The organism is Candidatus Enterococcus moelleringii, assembly GCF_017377575.1.
Classification (GTDB): Bacteria; Bacillota; Bacilli; order Lactobacillales; family Enterococcaceae; genus Enterococcus_A; species Enterococcus_A moelleringii.
Genome location: NZ_JAFREM010000025.1, coordinates 70412 through 93673 on the forward strand (window position 1 = coordinate 70412; position 23262 = coordinate 93673).

Annotated in this window: 23 protein-coding genes and 1 other annotated feature; of the genes, 22 read left to right on the forward strand and 1 reads right to left on the reverse strand. The window is 40.9% G+C overall.

What is annotated here, in order from left to right:
- Positions 1-27: 27 nt before the first annotated feature.
- From trxB to JZO70_RS15330, 8 genes are all read left to right on the forward strand, one after another.
- Positions 28-942: a thioredoxin-disulfide reductase gene (gene trxB, locus JZO70_RS15295; RefSeq protein WP_207674537.1), complete on the forward strand. Its 915-nt coding sequence runs from the start codon at positions 28-30 to the stop codon at positions 940-942.
- Positions 943-1056: 114 nt separating this feature from the next.
- Entirely contained in the window at positions 1057-2772 is a 1716-nt protein-coding gene (locus JZO70_RS15300) for a phospho-sugar mutase (RefSeq protein ID WP_207674538.1), read from the forward strand.
- A gap of 14 nt (positions 2773-2786) precedes the next feature.
- On the forward strand, positions 2787-3077 hold the full coding sequence (locus JZO70_RS15305) for an ArsR/SmtB family transcription factor (RefSeq protein ID WP_207674539.1): 291 nt from the start codon (positions 2787-2789) through the stop codon (positions 3075-3077).
- A gap of 134 nt (positions 3078-3211) precedes the next feature.
- Entirely contained in the window at positions 3212-4501 is a 1290-nt protein-coding gene (locus tag JZO70_RS15310) for a homoserine dehydrogenase (RefSeq protein ID WP_207674540.1), read from the forward strand.
- 5 nt (positions 4502-4506) lie between these two features.
- Positions 4507-5565: a threonine synthase gene (thrC, locus tag JZO70_RS15315; RefSeq protein WP_207674541.1), complete on the forward strand. Its 1059-nt coding sequence runs from the start codon at positions 4507-4509 to the stop codon at positions 5563-5565.
- The gene (gene thrB, locus JZO70_RS15320; protein WP_207674542.1) at positions 5562-6425 is read left to right on the forward strand and encodes a homoserine kinase; all 864 of its coding nucleotides are present in this window, start codon (positions 5562-5564) and stop codon (positions 6423-6425) included. The genes thrC and thrB overlap by 4 nt, the downstream gene beginning before the upstream one ends.
- Before the next feature lie 5 nt (positions 6426-6430).
- Positions 6431-6659: a binding site (T-box leader), on the forward strand.
- 415 nt (positions 6660-7074) lie between these two features.
- Complete coding sequence (locus JZO70_RS15325) at positions 7075-8346, forward strand: O-acetylhomoserine aminocarboxypropyltransferase/cysteine synthase family protein (RefSeq protein ID WP_207674543.1); 1272 nt, start codon at positions 7075-7077, stop codon at positions 8344-8346.
- A 2-nt stretch (positions 8347-8348) separates the two neighbouring features.
- A complete protein-coding gene (locus JZO70_RS15330; protein ID WP_207674544.1) occupies positions 8349-9287 on the forward strand; it encodes a homoserine O-succinyltransferase in 939 nt (312 codons plus the stop codon).
- A 21-nt stretch (positions 9288-9308) separates the two neighbouring features.
- Here the strand turns inward: JZO70_RS15330 and JZO70_RS15335 are convergent, their stop codons facing one another.
- On the reverse strand, positions 9309-10169 hold the full coding sequence (locus JZO70_RS15335; RefSeq protein ID WP_207674545.1) for a pyruvate, water dikinase regulatory protein: 861 nt from the start codon (positions 10167-10169) through the stop codon (positions 9309-9311).
- Between the two features lie 83 nt (positions 10170-10252).
- Here JZO70_RS15335 and JZO70_RS15340 point away from each other — a divergent pair, with 83 nt between their 5' ends.
- The 14 genes from JZO70_RS15340 to recO all read left to right on the forward strand — a co-directional run bounded on the left by JZO70_RS15340 (position 10253) and on the right by recO (position 23175).
- Positions 10253-10687, forward strand: a complete 435-nt coding sequence (locus tag JZO70_RS15340; RefSeq protein ID WP_207674546.1) for a transcriptional repressor — start codon at positions 10253-10255, stop codon at positions 10685-10687.
- A gap of 143 nt (positions 10688-10830) precedes the next feature.
- Positions 10831-11007 (forward strand): 30S ribosomal protein S21, encoded by a 177-nt coding sequence (gene rpsU / locus JZO70_RS15345; protein WP_002356740.1) that lies wholly within the window; start codon positions 10831-10833, stop codon positions 11005-11007.
- An 18-nt stretch (positions 11008-11025) separates the two neighbouring features.
- A complete protein-coding gene (locus JZO70_RS15350) occupies positions 11026-11469 on the forward strand; it encodes a GatB/YqeY domain-containing protein (protein ID WP_207674547.1) in 444 nt (147 codons plus the stop codon).
- Between the two features lie 165 nt (positions 11470-11634).
- On the forward strand, positions 11635-11970 hold the full coding sequence (locus JZO70_RS15355; RefSeq protein ID WP_207674548.1) for a PTS sugar transporter subunit IIA: 336 nt from the start codon (positions 11635-11637) through the stop codon (positions 11968-11970).
- Positions 11963-13357 carry a glycoside hydrolase family 1 protein gene (locus JZO70_RS15360; RefSeq protein ID WP_207674549.1) on the forward strand — a complete coding sequence of 465 codons (1395 nt, stop codon included), beginning with the start codon at positions 11963-11965 and terminating at the stop codon, positions 13355-13357. Before JZO70_RS15355 ends, JZO70_RS15360 begins: the two co-directional genes overlap by 8 nt.
- An 86-nt stretch (positions 13358-13443) precedes the next feature.
- On the forward strand, positions 13444-13734 hold the full coding sequence (locus JZO70_RS15365) for a PTS sugar transporter subunit IIB (protein ID WP_207674550.1): 291 nt from the start codon (positions 13444-13446) through the stop codon (positions 13732-13734).
- Between the two features lie 6 nt (positions 13735-13740).
- Positions 13741-15096 (forward strand): PTS sugar transporter subunit IIC, encoded by a 1356-nt coding sequence (locus tag JZO70_RS15370; protein WP_207674551.1) that lies wholly within the window; start codon positions 13741-13743, stop codon positions 15094-15096.
- 80 nt (positions 15097-15176) lie between these two features.
- Positions 15177-17036, forward strand: coding sequence for a BglG family transcription antiterminator (locus JZO70_RS15375; protein WP_207674552.1), 1860 nt, complete (start codon positions 15177-15179; stop codon positions 17034-17036).
- 215 nt (positions 17037-17251) lie between these two features.
- A complete protein-coding gene (locus tag JZO70_RS15380; RefSeq protein WP_207674693.1) occupies positions 17252-18172 on the forward strand; it encodes a PhoH family protein in 921 nt (306 codons plus the stop codon).
- A 15-nt stretch (positions 18173-18187) separates the two neighbouring features.
- A complete protein-coding gene (locus tag JZO70_RS15385) occupies positions 18188-20389 on the forward strand; it encodes an HD family phosphohydrolase (RefSeq protein ID WP_207674553.1) in 2202 nt (733 codons plus the stop codon).
- Entirely contained in the window at positions 20389-20862 is a 474-nt protein-coding gene (gene ybeY, locus JZO70_RS15390; protein ID WP_207674554.1) for an rRNA maturation RNase YbeY, read from the forward strand. Before JZO70_RS15385 ends, ybeY begins: the two co-directional genes overlap by 1 nt.
- Complete coding sequence (locus JZO70_RS15395) at positions 20840-21313, forward strand: diacylglycerol kinase family protein (RefSeq protein WP_430748902.1); 474 nt, start codon at positions 20840-20842, stop codon at positions 21311-21313. Before ybeY ends, JZO70_RS15395 begins: the two co-directional genes overlap by 23 nt.
- Positions 21314-21390: 77 nt before the next feature.
- Positions 21391-22290, forward strand: coding sequence for a GTPase Era (era, locus tag JZO70_RS15400; protein WP_207674555.1), 900 nt, complete (start codon positions 21391-21393; stop codon positions 22288-22290).
- A gap of 93 nt (positions 22291-22383) precedes the next feature.
- Entirely contained in the window at positions 22384-23175 is a 792-nt protein-coding gene (gene recO / locus JZO70_RS15405; protein ID WP_207674556.1) for a DNA repair protein RecO, read from the forward strand.
- Positions 23176-23262: the final 87 nt, after the last annotated feature.

The following is a 23262-nucleotide window of genomic DNA, read 5'->3' on the forward strand; positions in this document are numbered from 1 at the left end:
AGAGTGAAGAGAAACGGGGGGATTTGAATGTACGACGTAATTATTATTGGTGCTGGTCCAGCTGGGATGACAGCGGCTTTGTATGCATCTCGTTCAAATTTGTCAGTACTAATGATCGAGCGCGGGGCGCCCGGCGGACAAATGAACAATACAGCAGAAGTAGAAAATTATCCTGGGTTTGATTCCATTATGGGACCAGAACTATCACAAAAAATGTTCGAAAATGTAGAAAAATTTGGTACAGAAAATGCGTATGGCATTGTTCAAGAAATCAAAGATCACGGTGATTACAAAGAAGTTCTCACTGAAGACAAGAGCTATCAAGCAAAAACAATTATTGTTGCTACCGGCTGTGTGCATCGTAAATTAGGTGTAGCTGGGGAAGAACAATTTGCAGGTCGCGGTGTTTCTTACTGTGCGGTTTGTGATGGCGCCTTCTTCCGCAATAAACGTTTGTTAGTTGTTGGCGGCGGCGATTCAGCGGTAGAAGAAGCGATTTACTTAACACGTTTTGCTTCAGAAGTTGTCATTGTACACCGTCGTGACGAACTGCGGGCTCAAAAAATTATCCAAGACCGTGCCTTTGCTAATGAAAAAATTTCTTTCATTTGGGACAGTGTAGTGGAGGAAATTGTCGGTAACGATATGGTCGTCACCGGAGCTAAAATCCGCAATGTGAAAACCGATGAAGTTCATGAAGAACCAGCCAACGGTTTATTCATTTACGTTGGACTTGAACCGCTAACTGAACCATTTAAAAATAGCGGAATTACGAATGAAGCCGGCTGGATTGAAACCGACCACGAAATGCGAACCAGCATTCCTGGTGTCTATGCCATTGGTGATGCTCGTGAAAAAGGCTTGCGTCAAATCACCACAGCAGTGGGCGAGGGCGGTATTGCCGGTCAACAAGTCTACAAATATATTGAAGATAATAAATAATGAGTGTCATTTTTGACACTCTTCTTTTTTTGCACTATTTTCACGTTTTTGTTTGCTGAATATAACAAGGATGGTATACTTAAAAGGTAAGAAAAAATGAAAGAGGTGTTCTTCATGTCTTGGGAACAAGTGTATGAACAATGGATGAATTCCGACAAACTGGATGAAAAAATGCAAGAGGGATTAAAAGCGCTTAATGAAAACGCTGAATTAAAACAAGATGCTTTTTACACATCTTTAGAATTCGGTACAGCTGGAATGCGGGGAATATTAGGACCTGGAACCAATCGTATGAATATTTTTACGATTCGCCAGGCAACAGAAGGTTTAGCTCGCTTTATGGATACGCAGGACGAGGAAACAAAAAAACGCGGGGTAGCGATTGCTTATGATTCTCGTCATATGTCTCCTGAATTTTCGATGGAAGCGGCTAGAACATTAGCTGCTCATGGTATTCCTTCGTATGTATTTGAAAGTCTACGACCAACTCCTGAGCTTTCTTTTGCAGTACGTCATTTGAATGCATTTACTGGTATTATGATCACAGCTTCTCATAACCCGGCTGAATACAATGGCTACAAAGTATATGGAGAAGACGGGGGACAAATGCCGCCAGAAGATGCGGATGCATTGACTGAATTTGTTCGTTCAGTTGAAAATCCATTGGAAGTTGAAGTTTTAGCTGACGAAAACAGTGAGTTGATTACCATTATTGGTGAAGAAGTAGATGCTGCTTATTTAGAAGAAATCAAGGCAGTCACTATTGATCATGAATTAGTAAAAGAAATGGGTAAAAACCTTAAATTAGTTTACACGCCACTGCACGGTACAGGAACGATGCTAGGTGAAAAAGCGCTAAAACAAGCAGGCTTTGAACAATATATGCTGGTTCCTGAACAAGCAGTTGCCGATCCTGATTTTTCTACGGTTAAATCACCAAACCCAGAAGAGCATTCAGCCTTTGAATACGCGATCAAATTAGGCGAAAAAGAAGGCGCTGATTTATTGATTGCTACTGATCCAGATGCGGACCGTTTGGGTGCAGCCGTACGTATGCCAAATGGTGAATACCAAGTATTAACCGGAAATCAAATTGGTGCTATTTTGATTCGCTATATTTTAGAAGCCCACAAACAAGCTGGCGACTTGCCAGAAAACGCGGCTGTTTTAAAATCAATCGTTTCTAGTGAGCTGCCAACAGCAATTGCCAAAGCCTACAACACCGAAATGGTGGATGTCTTAACCGGCTTTAAATTTATTGCAGAAAAAATCCAACAGTATGAAGAAGATGGTTCTCATACCTTCATGTTTGGTTTTGAAGAAAGCTATGGCTATTTGATCAAGCCATTTGTTCGCGACAAAGATGCGATCCAAGCATTGCTTTTACTAGCTGAAGTGGCTGCTTATTATAAGAAGCAAGACAAAACTTTATATGATGGCTTGCAGGAAATCTTTGAAGAACATGGCTACTTTGCTGAAAAAACGATCTCTGTTACCTTAAGCGGAGCAGAAGGTGCTGCGAAGATCAAAGAAATTCTAGAAGGTCTGCGCAACCAAGCACCAACAGAGTTTGCGGATGTACCAGTTGTATTGACCGAAGATTATTTGGCGCAACAAGCTACTGATAATAAAGGAACAAGTACACCAATTGATATGCCTTCTTCTAATGTGTTGAAATATACCTTAGAGGATGAAACTTGGTTGGCGATCCGACCTTCCGGTACTGAACCAAAAATTAAATTCTATATTGGAGTAAAAGGAGCTTCCGAAGAAGAAGCGGCTGACAAATTAGTCGCTTTTGAGAAAGCTATTCGTCAAATTACAGAGTAGAAGAGAGGCTTAGAATGAACACACAAGAAACTGAAATTCAAGCCGTGAGTCAGTTGTTCAAGGTGTTGAGCGATCCCACTCGTTTACGAATTTTATTGTATTTGAAGCAAGGCGAACGAAATGTCTCTTCCATCAGTGAAAACTTGGCAATGGAGCAGTCAGCTGTTTCTCACCAATTGAAGCTGTTGCGGGACAATCGTTTAGTCAAAGCGCGGCGCGACGGTAAAGCAATGTTATATAGTTTAGATGACCATCATGTCCTAGACATCTTGGATCAAACCTTCCGTCACGTTTCTCATCATTAAGTCAGCTAGTGATTTTCCACTTTTCTTGGAAAATCACTAGTTTTTTTTGGCTATTTTGGTTATACTAAGACACAAACTATATTAAAATATGATGAAACACATTTAATCTTTGTGCAATCATTTGGAGGCGAATTATGGAGAAACCAGTTAAAGTAGGTTTATTAGGTTTAGGCGTCGTAGGTACTGGCGTTTTAGAGATTCTGGCAGACCATCAGGAGAAAATTGAAAAGAGTATTGGATGTCCGTTAACTGTAGCAAAAGCGTTAGTTCGCCCAACAGAAGACAAAGAGAATTTAGCGAAAAAATACAATCTTCAATTGGTTCATGAATTGACCGATATCATTGAAGATCCTGAGATTGACATTGTAGTGGAAGTGATGGGTCGGATTGAACCCGCGAAGACCTTCATCTCAGAAGCTCTAAAAGCTGGCAAGCACGTGGTTACAGCTAACAAAGATTTGTTAGCACAGCACGGCAGCGAATTAGCGTCTTTAGCTCATGAGCAAAAACGCAACTTATATTATGAAGCAAGTGTTGCTGGCGGGATTCCTATTTTACGTACGATTGCCAACAGCTTAGCTGCTGATGATATTCAAGAAGTACTGGGAATTGTCAATGGAACAACCAACTATATGCTGACTAAAATGGTCACCGAACAAATGGACTATGATACAGCCTTGAAGCAAGCGCAAGAATTAGGTTTTGCGGAAAGTGATCCAACGAATGACGTGGACGGTATCGACGCAGCGTATAAGATGGTCATTTTAAGTAAATTTGCTTTTGGTATGACAATTACGATGGATCAAGTGAAAGTCAAAGGCATCCGCGGCTTGTCTGGAAAAGATGTAACTGCAGCGGATCAATTAGGTTACACTGTGAAGCTTATCGGTTCTACAGTGAAGAAAAATGGCAGTATTGCGGCTGAAGTCGGTCCAGTATTGGTTCCAAGTGATCATCCATTAGCTTCTATTCATAACGAGTTTAATGCTGTTTTCGTGAAAAGCTCAGGAATTGGTGAATCAATGTATTACGGGCCTGGTGCCGGATCAAGACCGACAGCGACTAGTATCGTAGCCGATTTAATGACTATCGTGAACAAAATTCAATTAGGTACAATTGGCCATCGCTTCAGCGAATATACTCAACCGACTCAATTGACACCGCCGGAAGAAATTGTCAGCAAATACTTCCTATCATTGAAAATGCCTGATGAAACGGGTCAGTTTTTGCAACTAGCAGAAATTATGGCTAATGCTGGAGCTGGACTTGAGCAGGTAGTTCAGGAAAAAGCGACAGTAGAAAATGCTCGCGTTGTCGTAATTACTCACAAAATGTCTGAAACAACAATGAGCCAAATTCAAAAAGATATTGCCGAAAAAACCAATTTTGAACTGTTATCAACAATGAAAGTAATGGGGGAATAGCCACTATGTACGAAGGATTATTAAAACAATACAAAGAATATTTACCAATCACTGATAAAACACCAATGCTGTCTCTAGCTGAAGGGAATACTCCGCTGATTCCATTGCACAATTTGTCTAAAGAATTAGGTATCACACTATACGGTAAATATGAAGGCTTGAACCCGACTGGATCATTTAAAGATCGTGGAATGGTGATGGCTGTCGCTAAAGCAGTGGAAGACGGAGCTAAAGCAATCATCTGTGCTTCAACTGGGAATACTAGTGCGGCGGCAGCAGCTTATGCAACTCGCGCCGGTATCAAAGCTTATGTAGTTATTCCAGATGGCAAAATTGCTATGGGTAAATTAGCTCAAGCGATCATCTACGGAGCAGACATTATTTCAATTCCTGGAAACTTTGATGAAGCGTTAAAGGCAGTACGAGACATCGCTGAAACTGAGGCTGTGGCTTTGGTGAACTCAGTGAATCCTTACCGTTTAGAAGGTCAAAAAACAGCCGCCTTTGAAATTTGCGAACAGTTAGAAAAAGCACCAGATGTTTTAGCGATTCCTGTTGGCAATGCTGGAAATATCTCAGCTTATTGGAAAGGATTCAAAGAATGGCATGAAGTCAAAGGGACTGATTTGCCGCGTATGCACGGCTTTGAAGCTGAAGGAGCTGCAGCAATCGTTCGCGGCGAAGTGATCGAACAGCCGGAAACCGTTGCTACAGCAATCCGAATCGGTAATCCAGCCAGCTGGAAATTAGCCGAAGCAGCTAGAGATGAATCTAATGGACACATCGATGCCGTAACTGACGAAGAAATTTTAAATGCCTATCGTAAAGTTGCCGCACAAGACGGCGTCTTTGTTGAACCAGGATCAGCAGCATCACTTGCTGGAATTATTCAACATGTGAAGAGCGGCAAAATCAAGCAAGGTGAAACCGTAGTAGCAATCTTTACTGGTAACGGCTTGAAGGATCCAGATACAGCGATTAATGCAACGGATGTAAAAATCAGCAAAATGAGCGATTTAGAAGACATGCGTCAACACCTGAAAGAAGGAGTGGCGAAACTATGAAAATCCGCGTTCCTGCTACAAGTGCCAACCTAGGCCCAGGCTTTGACTCTTGCGGGATCGCGCTTTCACAATATTTAGTGATTGAGATTGCTTCAGCAAGTCCCGAGTGGGTAGTAGAGCATGACTTGTCTGACTCGATTCCCCGCGATGAAAGCAACCTGCTGATTCAAACAGCGTTGAAGCTGGTACCGGATTTAACACCTCATCGGATTAAAATGTCAACGGATATTCCAGTAGCCCGTGGTTTGGGCAGCAGTTCTTCAGTAATCGTAGCAGGAATTGAATTGGCGAATCGCTTGGGGAATTTGAATTTGTCGATTCGTGAGAAATTAGAAATCGCTACAGAGATTGAAGGTCATCCGGATAATGTAGCACCAGCGATTTGCGGCAGCTTTGTGGTTGCCAGTTATGCCGATGAAGAAGTGGAGTATGTAAAACATCATTTTCCAGAATGCGATGTAGTGGCCTTTATTCCAAGTGAAGAGCTGCTGACATCTGCTAGTCGTGGTGTTTTGCCTAACGAATTTTCGTATCAAGAAGCAGTTAAAGCAAGCTCAATTGCTAATGTGATGATTGCAGCCGTGTTGAATGGTAATCTACCTTTAGCCGGCAAGATGATGGAAAAAGACTTGTTCCATGAAAAGCATCGTAAGCATTTAGTTCCGCATTTGGCTGAAATTCGTTCAATCACGCAGGAAATGGGCGGCTACGGCAGCTATTTAAGTGGTGCCGGACCAACCGTGTTGACTTTATTAGCTCCAGACAAGTCAGAGCAGATTGCTGAACGCTTGAAGGAGTTGGACAGCAACGCTCGGGTAGAAATATTAGCAATTGATCAAGAAGGATTACAAGTATACTAAGTAAATACAATGCGTTGATGAGAAGAGTATAGATGAATAAGGATTCAAAGAGAGCTTCGGCAGCTGAAAAGAAGCATTCCTTATCTTTTAGAAGATGGTCTTGGAGCATAAAATGATGAAGCGAGTAATCATTTGCGGGTTGGCCCGTTACAGCTTTTCAGTAAATAGATTGCTGAGTAAGATTGGTCACGGACCAATGAAAAAAGGTGGTACCACGAAACTTTCGTCCTTTCCTAACAGAAGGACGGAAGTTTTTTTTGCCAGTTCCACTTTTTACAGTTTATAAAATTAGTTGATCAGATCATTAAGCTTTAGCTAGTAACAAGCCTGAACTGCTTAGTGGAATGGTATGCGTACGAGAATAAAGTGAATTTTTGTAGAAAATTCACTACCGCAATAAGGAGTTAGCTGCCAGTTCCACTTTTCACAATTTATAAAAGCAGCTGATTAGATCATCAAGCTTTAACTAGTAACAAGCCCGAACCGCTTAGTGGAATGGTAAGCGTACGAGAATAGAACTGATTTTTCCTGTTCTTGGAAAAATCAATCCCTAGGGGAGCTATCTGCTAACTCCATTCATCAACAAACAAAAAAATGTAAATTAGTATTAATAAATATATCACCAACCAAAACTTAGGAGGAAATCAAAATGGAATTTGAAACAAAATGTCTGCATGCTGGCTACACCCCTGGGAATGGAGAACCGCGTGTTTTACCAATTACCCAAAGTACCACTTATACGTATGATTCAACTGAAGAAATCGGAAAGTTGTTCGATTTAGAAAAAAGCGGCTATTTCTACACGCGTTTAGCTAACCCGACTACGGGAGCAGTGGAAGAAAAATTGGCAGCGCTGGAAAAAGGAGTAGGAGCATTATGCACCGCTTCTGGTCAAGCGGCTACTTTCTACGCAATCTTGAATATTTTAGAATCCGGTGATCACTTTATTTCGTCTTCCTACATTTACGGCGGCACATTTAACCTGTTTGCCCACACCTTGCGTAAGATGGGTATTGAAGTAACCTTTGTTGATCAAAATGCTTCATTGGAAGAATTGAAAAAGGCTGCAAAACCTAACACTAAAGCAATTTTTGCTGAAACGATTGCGAATCCGGCTTTACATGTCTTGGACATTGAGAAATTTGCTCAATTAGCGAAAGCACTAGATGTCCCATTTTTGATTGATAATACTTTTGCTACGCCGTATTACTGCAATCCTGTTGATTTTGGTGCGGACATTGTAATTCACAGTACGACAAAATATTTAGATGGTCATGCCGTTCAAACCGGGGGTGTGATTATTGATGGCGGTAAATTTAACTGGAACAATGGAAAATTCCCGCAATTATCTGAACCGGACGAAACCTATCATGGTCTAGTTTATACTGAAGCATTTGGAGCCGCGGCCTATATTACAAAAGCTCGAGTACAGTTAATGCGCGACTTAGGAGCAACACCTTCACCACAAAATTCTTTCTTATTAAATTTGGGAATTGAAACCTTGGCAGTACGGATGGAGCGTCATTTCCAAAATGCTTTAGCAGTTGCTGAATTTCTAACTGAACAGGCTGCGGTAAAAAAAGTGACTTATCCAGGACTTAAACAAGATAAAAATTATGAAATGGCCCAAAAATACGTTCCTAATGGTTTATGCGGCGTGATTTCTTTTGAAATCGCTGCAGGTAAAGAAGTGGCAGCTAAGTGGCTGGATTCCTTACAGATGGTTTCGTTAGAGGTGCATGTGGCAGATATCCGTACTTGTGCCTTGCATCCAGCATCTTCGACTCATCGTCAATTAAATGATGAAGAGCTGGCTCAAGCGGGGATTTCTCCTGGATTGGTTCGTTTGTCTTGCGGAATCGAAAATGTGAATGATATTATAGCTGATCTGAAGCAAGCCTTTGAACAATTGGAGGGTTAGTCATGCCGATTCGTTTAGAGCCGGACTTTCCGGCTACAAAAGTTTTAGAAGGTGAAGATATTTTTGCGATTGATAATCAACGGGCGAACCAGCAGGATATTCGCCCGCTGAAATTATTAATCTTGAATTTGATGCCCAATAAAATAGTTACGGAGATTCAATTACTGCGTCTAATTAGTCAAAGCCCAATGCAAATCGATGTCGACTTCATGAAGGTAGCTTCTCATGAGCATCGGAATACGAGTAAAACTCATTTGGAGAAATATTATTTAGAATTTTCTTCTATTAAGGATACTTGTTACGATGGCTTGATTATTACGGGAGCCCCGATTGAGAAGTTGCCTTTTGAAGAGGTGGACTACTGGGAAGAATTGACAGCCATCATGTCTTGGAGTCAAACACATGTGACTTCAGTGATTCATATTTGCTGGGGTGCGCAAGCAGGGATGTACTACCATTATGGAATTGATAAAGTGATGTATGAAGAGAAGCTGTTTGGAATCTTCACACAAAAGCTGCTGACGAAGCATCGTTTATTCCGCGGCTTCGATGATGTCTTTTGGATGCCGCAATCTCGCTATACCGGCATTAATGAAGCACAAATTGCAGCTAGCACACTTGAAGTTATTGCTCAGGATGATCAGGGGGCTTCCACCATCTTGCTCTCAGAGGACGGCCACAACGCCTTTTTGTTGGGCCACTTTGAGTATGACTCTGGTACATTAGAAGGCGAGTATTTGCGAGATTTGGATAAAGGACTCGACACACAAAAACCGGAAAATTATTATTTGTCCTCCGATGAGAAGGTGACGAATCGCTGGCGGGCTCATGCTTATCTCTTCTTCCATAATTGGATTAACGATGTTTATCAGACAACGCCATATGAACTAGATAAAATTGTAGAAATTCAGTCAAATAAAAACAGCGGCTTAGGTTCTTAAACCTAGGTCGCTGTTTTATCCTTATTCATCGTCAGAGTCTTCTAGGAAGTAGTAGCTGTGATCTTCTAAATCCAAAGCAGTCATAATTTTTGCGGCAGTTTCTTCAATTGAATAATTGGCTACATTTACTACGTAACAGCCTAGTTCCTGATACAAATCATGGGCAAATTTCAATTCAGCTTGAATTTTGTCGCGATCAGAATAGGCAGTTTCAGGGTTAAGGCCATATGCCCGCATCCGTTCTTTTCGAATGCTGATAAGCACCTCTGTATCATTGGTCAAGCCGACAATTTTTTTAGGATCAATTTGGTACAGTTGCTTAGGAATATGCGCCTGTGGAATCAATGGCAGGTTAGCTACCTTCAAATTTTTATTTGCTAGAAAAAGACTCAACGGCGTTTTAGAGGTTCTAGATACTCCTAACAAAACGATATCCGCTTCTAAGAACCCCCGCGGATCTTTACCGTCATCATACTTAACCGCAAACTCTAAGGCCTTGATACGTTTGAAATAGTTATCATTTAAATGATGCAAGGCGCCTGGTTCAAAGGAAGGCTCAATATTTGCTCTACGTTGGATTTCATTTACTACTGGATTTAATAAGTCCATATGAAACAGTCCCGCATGCTCGCAGAATTCCTCAGCCATTTTTGACAGTTTAGGATCAATTAGTGTATGGATGATCATGGCATTTTCATTTTTTGCGTCTTTTAAGGCTTTTAGTAATAGTTCAGATGAGTTTATAAACGTCCGTCGGAATAAACAAAATTCTACAGTTGGATATTGTGCCATCGAAGCTTGGGCTAATTTAGAAGCTGTTTCACCTGCCGAATCGGAAATGATAAAGATTGTAACAAGATCGGTCTGATTTTCCTTTTCCATATAAATCTCCCTTGTATTTTAAGATAATTTATTATACCATATTTCTATTCAGAATCATTACGGTTTAATCAGGAGGGATTATCGTGACACAACCAACTTTATTAGAAAAAGCATTAGCAAAAGTAAAAGAAAATGGCTTCAAATATACGAAGAAACGCGAATCTTTGCTGAACTACCTTATCAAAAAAAATCGCTATGTGGCTGCCAAAGAAATATACGAGTACTTAAATGACCAGTTTCCAGGCCTTAGTTACGATACTGTTTATAGAAATTTAAGAGAATTTTGTGAAATTGGGATTGTGGAAGAGACTGATTATCAAGGAGAAATGAAGTTCCGCTTCAGCTGCAGTGAAGATTTTGGCCATCATCATCACTTTATTTGTACGGTTTGCGGGAAAACAAAGGAAATTCACATGTGTCCAATGGATTTCTTCAAGGAACAACTGGACGATTGCCAAATTGACGGGCATCGCTTCGAATTATATGGACGTTGTTCCGATTGTAAAACGATTGCTTAAATAATCGGGAAAAATAAAACTCTCTAGCGCCTTGACTCATAATTATCCATTCGATATAATAACTTATGGACGGTCTTGTTTTTTGAGAGTATATTTCAATAACAAAAACGGTTACTTTTTAAGCTCGGAGGGAGGGAATTTATATGTCAAAAACAGTGGTTCGTAAAAATGAATCTCTTGACGATGCTCTTCGTCGCTTCAAACGTTCCGTTTCTAAAGCGGGGACTCTGCAAGAATCTCGTAAACGTGAATTTTATGAAAAGCCAAGTGTGAAACGTAAGAAAAAATCAGAAGCAGCTAGAAAACGCAAAAAATTCTAGTGTGAACGGAGTGATTTGATGTCACTGCTTACTCGGCTAAACGAAGACATGAAGCAAGCAATGCGCAGTAAAGACAAAGAAACTTTACAAGTAATCCGCATGCTGAAAGCCGCTGTTCAAAACGAACAAATCAAAACTGGTCAGGAATTATCTGCTGATGAAGAATTGACTGTTTTATCTCGCGAGATGAAGCAACGTCGTGATTCACTGGCAGAATTCGAAAAAGCTGATCGGACTGATTTAGCGGACAAAGTAAAAAAAGAAATTGTAATTGTGGAAACCTACATGCCAGCGCAGCTTTCAGAAGCTGAAATCCGCAGCATTGTAAGTGACGCAATTGCCAAAACTGGAGCAGCTTCACCGAAGGAATTTGGTAAAGTGATGGGTGTTGTGATGCCGCAAGTCAAAGGTAAGGCGGACGGCAATCAAGTAAACGCCATCGTAAAAGAGCTGTTACAATAGGAATTCTTACCATCGAGGAGAAATTCTCGATGGTTTTTTTGTGCTTAAAAAGAAATGCAGAGCGCCAATTTTTTCAATTTCCACTTTAAAGTGGAAAATAAAAAATTTAACTTGAGCTGAAAACGTTTTATAGTTAATTCAGAAAGAAGGAGGAGGAACTTTTAAATGGAAGAAGTCAGAGTCGGAACTGAGATGGACTCAATGGCCATCATCTTACATGCGGGTAATGCGAAAAGTGACGCTTATGAAGCCCTGCTCGCTGTTAAACAAGGAGATTTTCAAACATTTGATGAAAAATATGCTACAGCGAAAAGTGAAATGAAGCTCGCGCATCGCGCACATGCAGAAATGCTGCGAAAACTATCTTCAGAGGATCGGATGCATGATGTGGATTTATTATTGGTTCACGCGGAAGGTCACTTAACATCGACGGATATTGCAGTCGACATGATTGCTGAATTTGGAGAATTGTATAAATGGAAGGAGTCTATTAATGGATAAAAACTTTTTATGGGGTGGGGCAACAGCCTCTTATCAATGTGAAGGTGCTTGGGATGTAGACGAAAAAGTACCATCAATGTGGGATGTTTATCTGCACGAAAACGATCTGGAAAATGGAGACGTTGCCAGCGATCATTATCATCGCTACGAAGAAGACATTCGTATGATGAAAGAAGGCGGCCAAAATTCCTACCGCTTCTCACTTGCCTGGCCACGGATCATCAAAAATAAAGAAGGCGACGTCAATCAAAAAGGATTGGACTTTTATCATAAAATTTTAGATACCTGTAAAAAATACGACATCGAGCCTTTTGTTACTTTATACCACTGGGACTTACCACAATATTGGGAAGAAACTGGCGGCTGGTTAAATCATGAAGTATGTGCAGCTTTTGAGCATTATGCAAAAGTCTGCTATGAAGCTTTCGGAGATAAAATCATCAACTGGACAACTTTTAACGAACCAAAATGGTTTGTTGCTAATGGGTATATGATCGGCAACTATCCTCCGGGCTTCCAAGATCCGCAAAAGACGATGATTGCAGCATACAATGTAATGTACGCAAGCGCGCTAGGTGTGAAAGCCTTTAGAGAAGGTGGGTACAAAGGTCAAATCGGTATTGTTCACAGCTATACACCAGTAAATGGCGTGGATGACTCCATTGATACAAGAATTGCGATGCGCTATGCTGACAATTACTGCAACAACTGGATTTTAGATACGGCTGCTTTAGGGGAATTCCCGATTGACTTAATTTCTGTATTAGCTAAGGATTACGACGTGAGTTTTATGAAGGCAGATGAATTGAAAGTAATTAAGGAAAATACCGTTGACTTCATCGGCTTGAACTACTATTCAAGAACTTTAGTGAAACCGTATACTGGCGGCGAAACACAGCTTTCCTTCAACCATTCTGGTAAAAAAGGCGAGTCGAAAGTTTTAATCAAAGGCTGGTTTGAACAAGTCAAAGATCCAAACAACGAAACCACCGAATGGGACACTGAAATTTATCCAAAAGGATTACAGGATGGTCTAATTGAAGCTTGGGATCGCTACCACTTGCCAATCTATGTGACAGAAAATGGAGTAGGGGTTCGTGAAGATGTAACAGTCGATCAAGTAAATGACGATTACCGTATCTCTTTCATGAATGATCACATCAATGCCATTATGAATGCGATGGATCAAGGCGCTGACATCCGCGGCTACTATGCTTGGGCGTCATTCGACCTATACTCATGGAAAAATGGTGTGGAAAAACGTTATGGGCTGGTTGCAGTTGATTTCGAGAAGGAACAAAAACGTACACCAAAAGCTTCTTATTACTGGTTTAAAGATATGATTGAAAGTAATGGAGAAAAAATTCAAAGAAGAGAATTTGATTAAACAGCGTAAAATCAAGTCTTGTCATCTAAGCTTCCTGCGTTCATCAGGAAGCCGATGACAAAGAAAACTAAAAGGGGAAATCAACAATGAAAAAAGTAATGTTAGTATGTAATGCTGGAATGTCTACAGGTATGTTAGCTAAGAAAATTGAAGCTGCTTCTAATAATACATTGGAGGTTAATGCTTATAGTGAATCAGAATATAAAGACTTTCTTGACGGAGTTGATCTTGTGTTGATCGGCCCGCAAATCCGCTTTTTAAAACCTCAAATTGAAGCATCAGTGGATGTACCGGTTGAAGCAATCTCACCAATGAAATACGGCATTATGGATGGTAAAGGTGTTTACGACGATATCAAAAAATTGATTGGAGGATAAGAGACCATGGGATTTAGTACATTAAGCGAAAAAATGGATCAATACATCTCGCCGTTAGCGAATAAGTTGAGTCAACAGCGGCATTTGAAAGCAACACGGGATGCCTTTATGTCAATGCTGCCGATTACTTTGTTTGGTTCGATTCCAATCATTTTAACTGCAGCCCCAGTTACTGAAAACACAACAAATGGTTTCTTGCTGGCATGGGCGAACTTCGCAGAAGAAAACAGCATGATTTTAAACTGGATCAGCGGAATTACATTGAGTGCCATGTCATTATTTATCTGTATCGGTGTTACTTACTTTTTATGCCGTCATTATAAGGAAGATGTTTTACGCCCGTTAATGTTTTCAGTAGTCGGCTTTTTGATGCTGGTTCTGACACCGTTAAAATTAGGCTGGGATGGTAAAGAAGTCGAGATTGGGTTCTTAGATGGTCGAGGTATTTTGTTAGCACTATTTGTTTCGATTGTCACAGTTGAAGGGTATCATTGGATGCGCAAGAAAAATATTGGCCGGATTTCGATGCCGGACAGTGTACCAGCATCTTTGTCTGAAACCTTTGCATCGCTTGTACCGGGATTAATTTTGATGACTTTCTTCTCCATCATCTTTATTATCTTCCATGCATTTGATACAACAGCTGTTCAGTTCTTGTACAATATTATGGCGCCAAGCTTCCAGGCTGCTGACAGCTTGCCATTTACTATTTTGAGTATTTTCTTGATCCATTTGTTCTGGTTCTTTGGTATTCACGATGCCGCTTTGGCAGGGATCTTAGGTCCTATCCGTGATGGCAACTTGTCTATCAATGCAGCTGAAAAAATGGCGGGTGCAGATTTAAGCAACATCTTCACAACACCATTCTGGACATATTTCGTGATCATTGGCGGATCTGGTTCCGTTTTGGCACTAGCTTTCTTAATGATGCGTTCGAAATCGAAACAGTTAAGTACCGTCGGAAAAGTGGGGTTCCTGCCTTCAATTTTCGGAATTTCTGAACCGATGATTTTTGGTACACCATTAATGCTAAACCCGATCTTCTTCGTACCGTTTATCTTTACTTCTGTGTTCAATGGGATTGTGACGTATCTATGTATGTCTTGGGGAATCGTTGGTAAAACCTTTGCCGTCTTCTCTTGGCAGATGCCAGCTCCAATCGGTGCTTTTTTATCCACCATGGATTGGCGGGCGCTTATCTTAGTCTTCGCTTTAATTGTTTTAGATGGTGTCCTTTACTATCCATTCTTTAAAGTTTATGAAAAGAACTTGGTCGCATTGGAAAAAGAATCTGAAGAACAAGAAACCGCTGAACTGCGTGATTCATCAGTGGAAGTGTCAAACGATACAACAACTGCTTAATATTTAGAGCATAGGTGGTCCTATGCTCTTCTTATGATATAATCTAGGATGCTAAAATGCCTTCAGGAGGATGGAACACAATGCAAATTTCTCAACGTCAAGAGCAGATCATAGAGAAATTGTCCTTGAGCAATCTCCCTCTGACAGCCCAGCAATTATCAAAGGAGCTGGGTGTGTCTACCAAGACGGTTCGTAATGACATTCAGCAACTGAATGGACAAACAGAACAAACAGTCATTTTATCTAAAGCCGGGGCTGGATTCTATTTGAATCCTGAGAGTGCCGACTTATTAGCTTGTGATAAAACGATTGAACGGTCCAATCTTCATTTTGAATTGCTGGTGCAGATTATTGATCAAGAAAGCTGCGACTTTTATGAATTGGCGGATGATTTTTTTATTAGCGAGTCAGCCTTAAATCGGAGTATTAAGGAATTGAATGATTTGATTTCCCGGCAGGATCAGTCATTAATTATTCAGCGGAAGAATAATCGGTTGTTTATTGATGGAGCAGAAGCAGAGAAGCGCAGAGTCTTTACCTTGTTTTTGAATCAAGAAATTGAAGCGAATAAACTGAGTCTGGAGAAATATTCCGGCTATTTTGGTCAAATCGACCTTGGGAAATTATCTCAAGTAGTCATTCGTTTTCATCAGCAGGAAGACTTCTTTATCAATGATTTTTCGACGATTTCTTTTATTTTGCACATTGCGGTATTGTTGGAGCGGGTCAGCAAGTCAAGCTTCTTAAATACAATGAAACCGGTAATGGAGGATCAGGAAAGCCGCCAGATGACTTTAAGGATGGCTGCTTTATTGGAAGAAAATTTCCAGGTGAATATTCCTGAAGAAGAGCTTCCTTATATCTATCGGTTGTATTCTGGTGCAATTATTTCCAGTGAAAGTCTGGAGGAGCCAAAGCTAAAAGGAATTATCGAAAGTTTGTTGGAAAGTATTACCGGGATTTTTTATTTGGATTTTACGCAGGATGAGAAGATTGTTGATTATTTGCTGACCCATGTTTCGGCTTTGTATAAACGAGCGATTAATCATCAGTATTTAACGAATCCGCTGCTGGAGGAGATTAAAGGCAAATTTCCTTTTGTCTACAACGTCAGTGTCTATGCTTCAGCTTTTTTGCAAGAGGCGCTAAAAATTCAATTTCCCGAAGACGAGATTGCCTATTTGTCGCTGCATTTTCTGTCGGCGCTGGAAAACATCCGTAGTCAGAAGAAAAAACAGGTGTTGTTGGTCTCGCCATATGGTGTGGGGAATCAGCGCATGGTACGAACTTATCTTAATCGAATCAAAGATTTTGAAATCGAAATGTCGGTTGCCAAATCAGTGTTTGATGTCAATGAGGAGCTGGTGAAGGATAAGGATTTGATTCTGACTAGTGAATCCTTGCAGGTGAAGACCAGTGTCCCGATTTATCAATACCAATCCTTTTTAACTGAGAAGGATTTGGACAAGATCACCCAGATTTTTGTTGAGGAAAGCAAAACGCCTTCGGTTCTGACTAAGTTTTTAGAAGCTGATTTGTTCTTTCCTTTGCAATCTCAGAAAACACCTGAAGAGGTGATTCATTTTCTTTGCAAGCAGCTGTATGACAAGGACTATTGTGAAGCTGATTATGTTGAAAAGGTTTTGGAGCGGGAGTCACTATCCAGCACTGCCTTTGGAAATTATTATGCGATTCCCCATGCGATTAAGCGGGAAGCGAAGGAAAATGCAGTAGCAATTTGTTCCTTTGACAAACCGATTCAATGGCAGGATAAAAAAGTAAAGCTAGTCCTGCTGCTAGCCCTTAAAGGAGAACGGGACAACTCATTTGAACAGCTGTTTGAAGAGTTGGTAATGATTTTAAATGAGCCGGCACGGGTGAAACGATTAGCTAAGCAAACGAGTTTTGAAGAATTTCTGGCAATCTGTCAGGAAAAATAAAAAAGACGGTAATTTTTATCGAGGATTCTATGACGGATTCTTGTTAAAATGCCGTCTTTTTAGTTCTTTCTTAAGGTAGAATCTCTCGTAATTTTGCTTTTATTTAGAGTGTGGTATGATAGGGTGTATGATTAAAATAAGGGGATGAAATATTTTTGACAAAAAACGATTTTGAGTCGTTGGAGATAAAACTTAACGCCAAAGATGATATTAGTATGTTGTTAGGTTCCCATGACAAACATATCAAGTTTTTAGAAGATAATACAGCAACAACAATTAATACACGTGGCGAAACTATCCAAATTATCGGTGAAAAAGAAGAGACAAAATTAGTGGCCGATGTGATTCGGGCATTGCAGATGTTGATCGATCGTGGTATAAAGGTGGCAACACCCGACGTCATGACGGCTCTTCGTTTAGCCAAAGACAATCATTTAGATGAGTTTGTGATGATGTATGAAGAAGAACTATTAAAGGATCGAAATGGTAAGCCCATTCGGCCTAAAAATATTGGACAGAGCCGCTATATTTCTGCTATTCGAAAATCTGATGTAGTTTTTGGCGTGGGTCCGGCTGGTACAGGTAAGACGTACCTGGCGATCGTTATGGCCATTGCTGCCTTGAAAAAAGGCGAAGTACAACGGATTATTTTGACGCGCCCGGCGGTAGAAGCGGGTGAAAGTCTAGGCTTTTTACCAGGTGACTTGAAGGAAAAGGTCGATCCTTACTTGCGTCCGATGTATGATGCCTTGCATCAAATATTCGGTGTGGAGCATACGAATCGTTTGCTGGATCGCGGTGTGATTGAGATCGCTCCGTTAGCTTATATGCGGGGACGAACCTTGGATGATGCTTTTGTCATCTTGGATGAAGCGCAAAATACCACGATTGCTCAAATGAAAATGTTTTTGACTCGGCTGGGATTTAATTCTAAAATGGTGGTTAACGGCGACACAAGCCAGATTGATTTACCAAGAGGACAAATGAGCGGATTAATCAATGCAGAAAGAACCTTGCGCAACATTAAACGCATTCGCTTTGTGACCTTTGAATCTGCTGATGTTGTGCGTCATCCGGTCGTTGCCGAAATTATTGAAGCTTACGAGAAAGAAAATCTACGTCGTTCAGATGAGTAGATTGGAGGAAACAACATGTTGAATCAACCAATCAACAACTTGCGAAAAAAACTTGGTTCGCGCTTTATTCCGCTAACCTTAGTCTTTTTTGCATTGCTTTTGATTGTTACGATGTTTACTAGTGTACGTCAAAAAAGAGTAGACTACCGGGAAGGGCAAGTCGCTGCTGAGAGTATTCGAGCCAATAAAACGGTCGAAAACAGCGCCGAGACCCAACAAAAACGTCAGCTGGCAGCTGAGGCCGTTACACCGGAGTATACTTATCAGCCAGAACTAGCTGAGACGCAGCACGATCGCATCAGTCAATTGATTGATTTGGTTCAAAAAACCAATAGTGATATTGATAAGGCTTATCAAAGCAAGACAACACAAGCCAAAGAAGGCGAAACGGTTCCTCAGCCAACAGTCGAGGAACGAGTAGCTGCGGTAAAGAAGAATTTTGAGAGCATTGATCAAGATGCAGTCAGCTTTTACCAGAAGCTACCGGAAAATTTTTTCCGTTTGGTGGTACAGTTGAACGGCCAGCAGTTGGATCAAGTCGAAACCGCTGCGTTAAATTTAAGTGATGAACAGATGAACAAGCGGATTCGCGAAAGCGACTTGGAACAGTACAAGCAGGAGGCAATTGATCAAATTGCTGATCTTGGTTTAAATGACAACCAAAATCAAGTAATTCAGTATTTGCTGGAAAATGGAATTGTGGTAAATGATGTCCTGAATGAAAAGCGGACGGAAGACTTGCGGGAGCAAGCGGAAAGCTCTGTTCAGCCAGTGATGATCTACCAAGGGGAAGTCATTGTTCGTGAGGGCAGTCAGATTGACGCGAATGCGTTTAATAAGCTGAAGCTTTTAGGACTAACCAGCTCAGGAGGTTCCACCTTCCCGTTAATTGCGATGATTTTGGCAACTGTTTTGCAAGGATTTGTTCTGTGGTTTTACAGCCGACAATTTGAAGTGGAGTTTCAACGGGTACGTTTTATCCTGTTTTATTCATCGGCTATGATATTCAGTGTGCTGGTTATGAAGTTTTTGCAAATTTTCCAAAGTACCAGCAATAACAACCTAGCCCTGTTTTTCCCGGCAGCCTTTGTACCATTGTTGCTGACGGTCTTTGTAAATCGGCGAGCGGGCAGCTTAGCGGCGGTTTTCCAAACGATTTTTGCCTTGTTTGTTTATTATGATTCCATCGGCACTAATATGCTGACGATCATTTTGATGACCTATCTGTTTTCTGGTGTTTTAGCTATAATGGTTAAGCAAAAACGGGTATCGGATCAAGCTAAGCAAGCCTTGTTATGGATTGTCGTTTTCCCATTTGTTTGGGCGATTGTCTTGAATATCTACCAAGGATTGTCATTTAGTAACAGTGCAACCTGGGGAACCTTGATTTGTGCGGTAGCGGGCTCACTGCTTTCCTTCCTACTGGGAACGGGATTGCAGCCGTATATTGAGCTGTTAGTGACCGATAGCGGAGTTATTACACTAAATGAATTAAGTAATCCTAACCATCCATTGTTGAAGCAGTTGTTAGAGGAAGCTCCTGGTACCTATCATCATTCCATGATGGTTGCGAATTTGAGTGCCAATGCAGTGGCTGAGATTGGCGGACGTTCTTTACTGACACGTGTAGCCTGCTATTATCATGATGTTGGTAAAATCAGACACGCAAACTTTTTTGTGGAAAACTTGCCGCCAGGTGCGGAGAATCCCCACAATTTCCTTTTGCCGGAAGACAGCAAGCAGATTATATTCGGTCACGTAATTGAAGGCGCCAAAATTTTAGAAGAATACAAAATGCCGCAAATGGTGGTTGATATTTGTTATCAGCATCACGGCACTACTTTGATGAAATTTTTCTACGTAAAAGCGAAGGAACGAAATCCGGAAATAACCGAAGCCGAATTCCGTTATCCTGGTCCGAAACCACAAACCCGTGAAGCGGGAGTGGTTAGTATTGCTGACAGCTGTGAAGCAGCTGTGCGGGCGATGGATCATCCGTCGATTGAAAAAATCGGCAGCTTTGTGCATAATTTGATAGAAGAACGTATTTCTGATGGTCAGCTGGATGATTCTGGTTTGACCTTGAAAGAAATCCGGATTGTTGAAAAATCGTTAGTCAGCAGTTTGAGTTCGACTTTCCACTCACGGATTAAATATCCGAAGATGAAATCAGAAGCAGAGAAGATGAAGGAAGAGCAAGAAAGAGGCGAACGGTAGTGGACATTAGCTTTATTGATGAAACAGGCGAAGTTTCTCAAGATAAGATCAATGAAATCGAAGAGTTGCTGCAGTTTGCAGCTGATTATTTAAAAATTCCAGAGGATACAGAAATGTCAGTTACCTTTATGGACAATGCCGGTATTCAAGTGATCAATCGTGACTATCGAGGCAAGGATGCACCGACAGATGTTATCAGCTTTGCGCTGGAAGAAGATGGCGACGATGAGGTACCAATTATTTTTGATGAAGAAATGGCGATGCCGCGTAATTTAGGGGATATTATGATCTCTACTGAACGGGCGGCTGAACAGGCTGAAGAATATGGACACAGCTTTGACCGCGAGTTAGGGTTCTTAGCTGTTCACGGCTTTTTACACATTAACGGATACGACCACATGACACCCGAAGACGAAAAGGAAATGTTCGGACTACAGAAAGAGATTTTGGATGCCTATGGACTCAAAAGATAAGACAGAAAAAACTGAAAAAGTAGTTGAAAAAGCAGTTAAAGTAACAGACATCAAAGAAGAAGAAAATACGAAAAAAAATAAGGACTTCATTACCTCTTTGGAGTTTGCCGTCAAAGGAATACAGACGGTGTTTGAAGAAGAGCGCAATATGCGCAAGCATGTCTGTCTAGGTGGGCTTGCCATGTTGGCCGGTGTGATTTTTCGTCTGAATCGATTGGAATGGCTTTGGATTTTTCTGGCCGTGTTTTTAGTTTGGATTGTCGAGATTATCAACACCGTATTTGAGAATGTCGTTGATATGTGTACCGACCATCATTTCCACCCGATTGGCAAAAAAATCAAAGATATGGCGGCAGGTGCAGTCTTGATGACTTCTCTTTTTGCCGTGATTGTCGGCTTAATTATTTTCTTGCCGAAGCTGCTTGAAATTTTTTCGTTTATTACTGATTAAGAACTATTTAGCTGGACGAACGAGCTTTTTAAGCTGTCGAAGTTCGCCCGGCTTTTTTTAAGAAAGGAATTAAAAATATGACAGAACACAAATCTGGATTTGTTGCAATTGTTGGTCGTCCAAATGTTGGGAAATCGACCTTATTAAATCGAATCGTCGGACAGAAAATTGCCATTATGAGTGATAAAGCTCAGACAACTCGTAACAAAATCCAAGGAGTTTATACTACCGATGAAGCTCAATTGGTCTTTATTGATACACCGGGAATTCATAAGCCTAAGCATCGCTTAGGCGATTATATGGTAGAGGCAGCCTACAGTGCACTGCGGGAAGTGGATGCTATCATGTTTATGATCAGTGCCGATCAAAAACGGGGACCGGGCGATAACTTTATTTTAGAGCGTTTGAAAAATCAGAAAGTGCCGGTTTACTTGCTGATTAATAAAATTGATAAAATTCATCCCGATGAGCTGTTTTCAATTATTGACGATTATCGTCAGGTGATGGAGTTTAAAGAAATTATTCCGATTTCAGCAACTGAAGGCAACAATGTCGAACATATGATGGAAGTCTTGATTGAGCAAATGCCCGAAGGACCTCAGTACTTCCCAGATGATCAAATCACCGACCATCCGGAATACTTCATTGTTTCCGAATTGATTCGTGAGAAGCTGCTGCAATTAACTCGGGATGAAGTTCCTCATTCAGTGGCGGTAGTGACTGACTCAATGAAACGGGATGAAAATGACAAGGTGCATATCCAAGCGACGATTATTGTTGAACGCACTAGTCAAAAAGGCATTGTGATCGGCAAAGGCGGAAAAATGTTGAAGAACGTTGGTACGCAAGCCCGTAAAGATATCGAACGTTTATTAGGCGATAAGGTCTTCTTGGAGCTGTGGGTAAAAGTTCAAAAGGATTGGCGCGATAAGAAAACCTACCTGCAAGACTATGGCTACCGCAACGACGACTATTAAGATAAAAAGCTAGAGGCGAAGCAATGCTTTGCCTCTATTATTTGCGAGCAGATCCGATACATATATAATAGAAAGAAAGTGGAGGTGAAGGTCGTGGCTCAAGTAGGTGAAACAAAAGGGATTATCCTTTTTAGTCGTGATTACAAGGAAAAAGATAAATTAATTAAGATTTTTACCGAATCAGCTGGCAAGGTAATGTTTTTTGCTAAAGGCATTCATCGTCCCAACAATCCCTTGCGATCAGCTATCATGCCTTTTACCGAGGCTGTTTACATTGGCAACTTGAAAGAAGATGGCCTTTCCTTTTTAAATAGCGCCAAAGATGTACAACCCTTACGCAAGCTGCAGGAAGATATTTTTCTTAATGCTTATGGCTCCTATATTTTAGGTTTAGTAGATGCGGCGGTTGATGATCATGTGTACGATCCGGCGTTGTATGGCTTTACTAAGCAGGCGTTGGAGTTGATGAATCAAGGCTATGATGGGGAAACAATTCTGAACATCTTTGAATTGCAGATCATGCAGCGTTTTGGAGTAGCTCTGAATTGGCGAGCTTGCGCTGTCTGTGGGAAAACGACGGGGGCTTTTGATTTTTCTTCAAAGTACAGTGGTGTTTTGTGCCAAGATCATTGGCATTTAGATGATCATCGCTACCATGCCGAACCAAGAGCGATTTATTTTATCCGCATGTTTTCGACGATTTCCTATGACAAAATCAGCAGTGTGAATTTGAAGCCGGAAACCAAACAAGCAATTCGTGCAACCATTGATCAACTGTATGAAGAATATGTCGGATTGCATTTGAAGAGTAAAAAGTTCATCGATCAAATGGGTGAATGGCAAAATATGCTGAAGCCTGAGAATCCTGATAAAGAAACAAACTAATCTGTACTGCCTTTACTACAAGGTAGTGCAGATTTTTTTGCGTCATAAACGTGTTAATGTTCGGAATTTATTGGATATTTTGGCTAA

Coding starts and splice junctions, on each gene's coding strand:
- trxB (WP_207674537.1), top strand. CDS start 28: ATGTACGACGTAATTATTATTGGTGCTGGTCCAGCTGGGATGACAGCG.
- JZO70_RS15300 (WP_207674538.1), top strand. CDS start 1,057: ATGTCTTGGGAACAAGTGTATGAACAATGGATGAATTCCGACAAACTG.
- JZO70_RS15305 (WP_207674539.1), top strand. CDS start 2,787: ATGAACACACAAGAAACTGAAATTCAAGCCGTGAGTCAGTTGTTCAAG.
- JZO70_RS15310 (WP_207674540.1), top strand. CDS start 3,212: ATGGAGAAACCAGTTAAAGTAGGTTTATTAGGTTTAGGCGTCGTAGGT.
- thrC (WP_207674541.1), top strand. CDS start 4,507: ATGTACGAAGGATTATTAAAACAATACAAAGAATATTTACCAATCACT.
- thrB (WP_207674542.1), top strand. CDS start 5,562: ATGAAAATCCGCGTTCCTGCTACAAGTGCCAACCTAGGCCCAGGCTTT.
- JZO70_RS15325 (WP_207674543.1), top strand. CDS start 7,075: ATGGAATTTGAAACAAAATGTCTGCATGCTGGCTACACCCCTGGGAAT.
- JZO70_RS15330 (WP_207674544.1), top strand. CDS start 8,349: ATGCCGATTCGTTTAGAGCCGGACTTTCCGGCTACAAAAGTTTTAGAA.
- JZO70_RS15335 (WP_207674545.1), bottom strand. CDS start 10,169: ATGGAAAAGGAAAATCAGACCGATCTTGTTACAATCTTTATCATTTCC.
- rpsU (WP_002356740.1), top strand. CDS start 10,831: ATGTCAAAAACAGTGGTTCGTAAAAATGAATCTCTTGACGATGCTCTT.
- JZO70_RS15350 (WP_207674547.1), top strand. CDS start 11,026: ATGTCACTGCTTACTCGGCTAAACGAAGACATGAAGCAAGCAATGCGC.
- JZO70_RS15355 (WP_207674548.1), top strand. CDS start 11,635: ATGGAAGAAGTCAGAGTCGGAACTGAGATGGACTCAATGGCCATCATC.
- JZO70_RS15360 (WP_207674549.1), top strand. CDS start 11,963: ATGGATAAAAACTTTTTATGGGGTGGGGCAACAGCCTCTTATCAATGT.
- JZO70_RS15365 (WP_207674550.1), top strand. CDS start 13,444: ATGAAAAAAGTAATGTTAGTATGTAATGCTGGAATGTCTACAGGTATG.
- JZO70_RS15370 (WP_207674551.1), top strand. CDS start 13,741: ATGGGATTTAGTACATTAAGCGAAAAAATGGATCAATACATCTCGCCG.
- JZO70_RS15375 (WP_207674552.1), top strand. CDS start 15,177: ATGCAAATTTCTCAACGTCAAGAGCAGATCATAGAGAAATTGTCCTTG.
- JZO70_RS15380 (WP_207674693.1), top strand. CDS start 17,252: ATGTTGTTAGGTTCCCATGACAAACATATCAAGTTTTTAGAAGATAAT.
- JZO70_RS15385 (WP_207674553.1), top strand. CDS start 18,188: ATGTTGAATCAACCAATCAACAACTTGCGAAAAAAACTTGGTTCGCGC.
- JZO70_RS15395 (WP_430748902.1), top strand. CDS start 20,840: ATGCCTATGGACTCAAAAGATAAGACAGAAAAAACTGAAAAAGTAGTT.
- era (WP_207674555.1), top strand. CDS start 21,391: ATGACAGAACACAAATCTGGATTTGTTGCAATTGTTGGTCGTCCAAAT.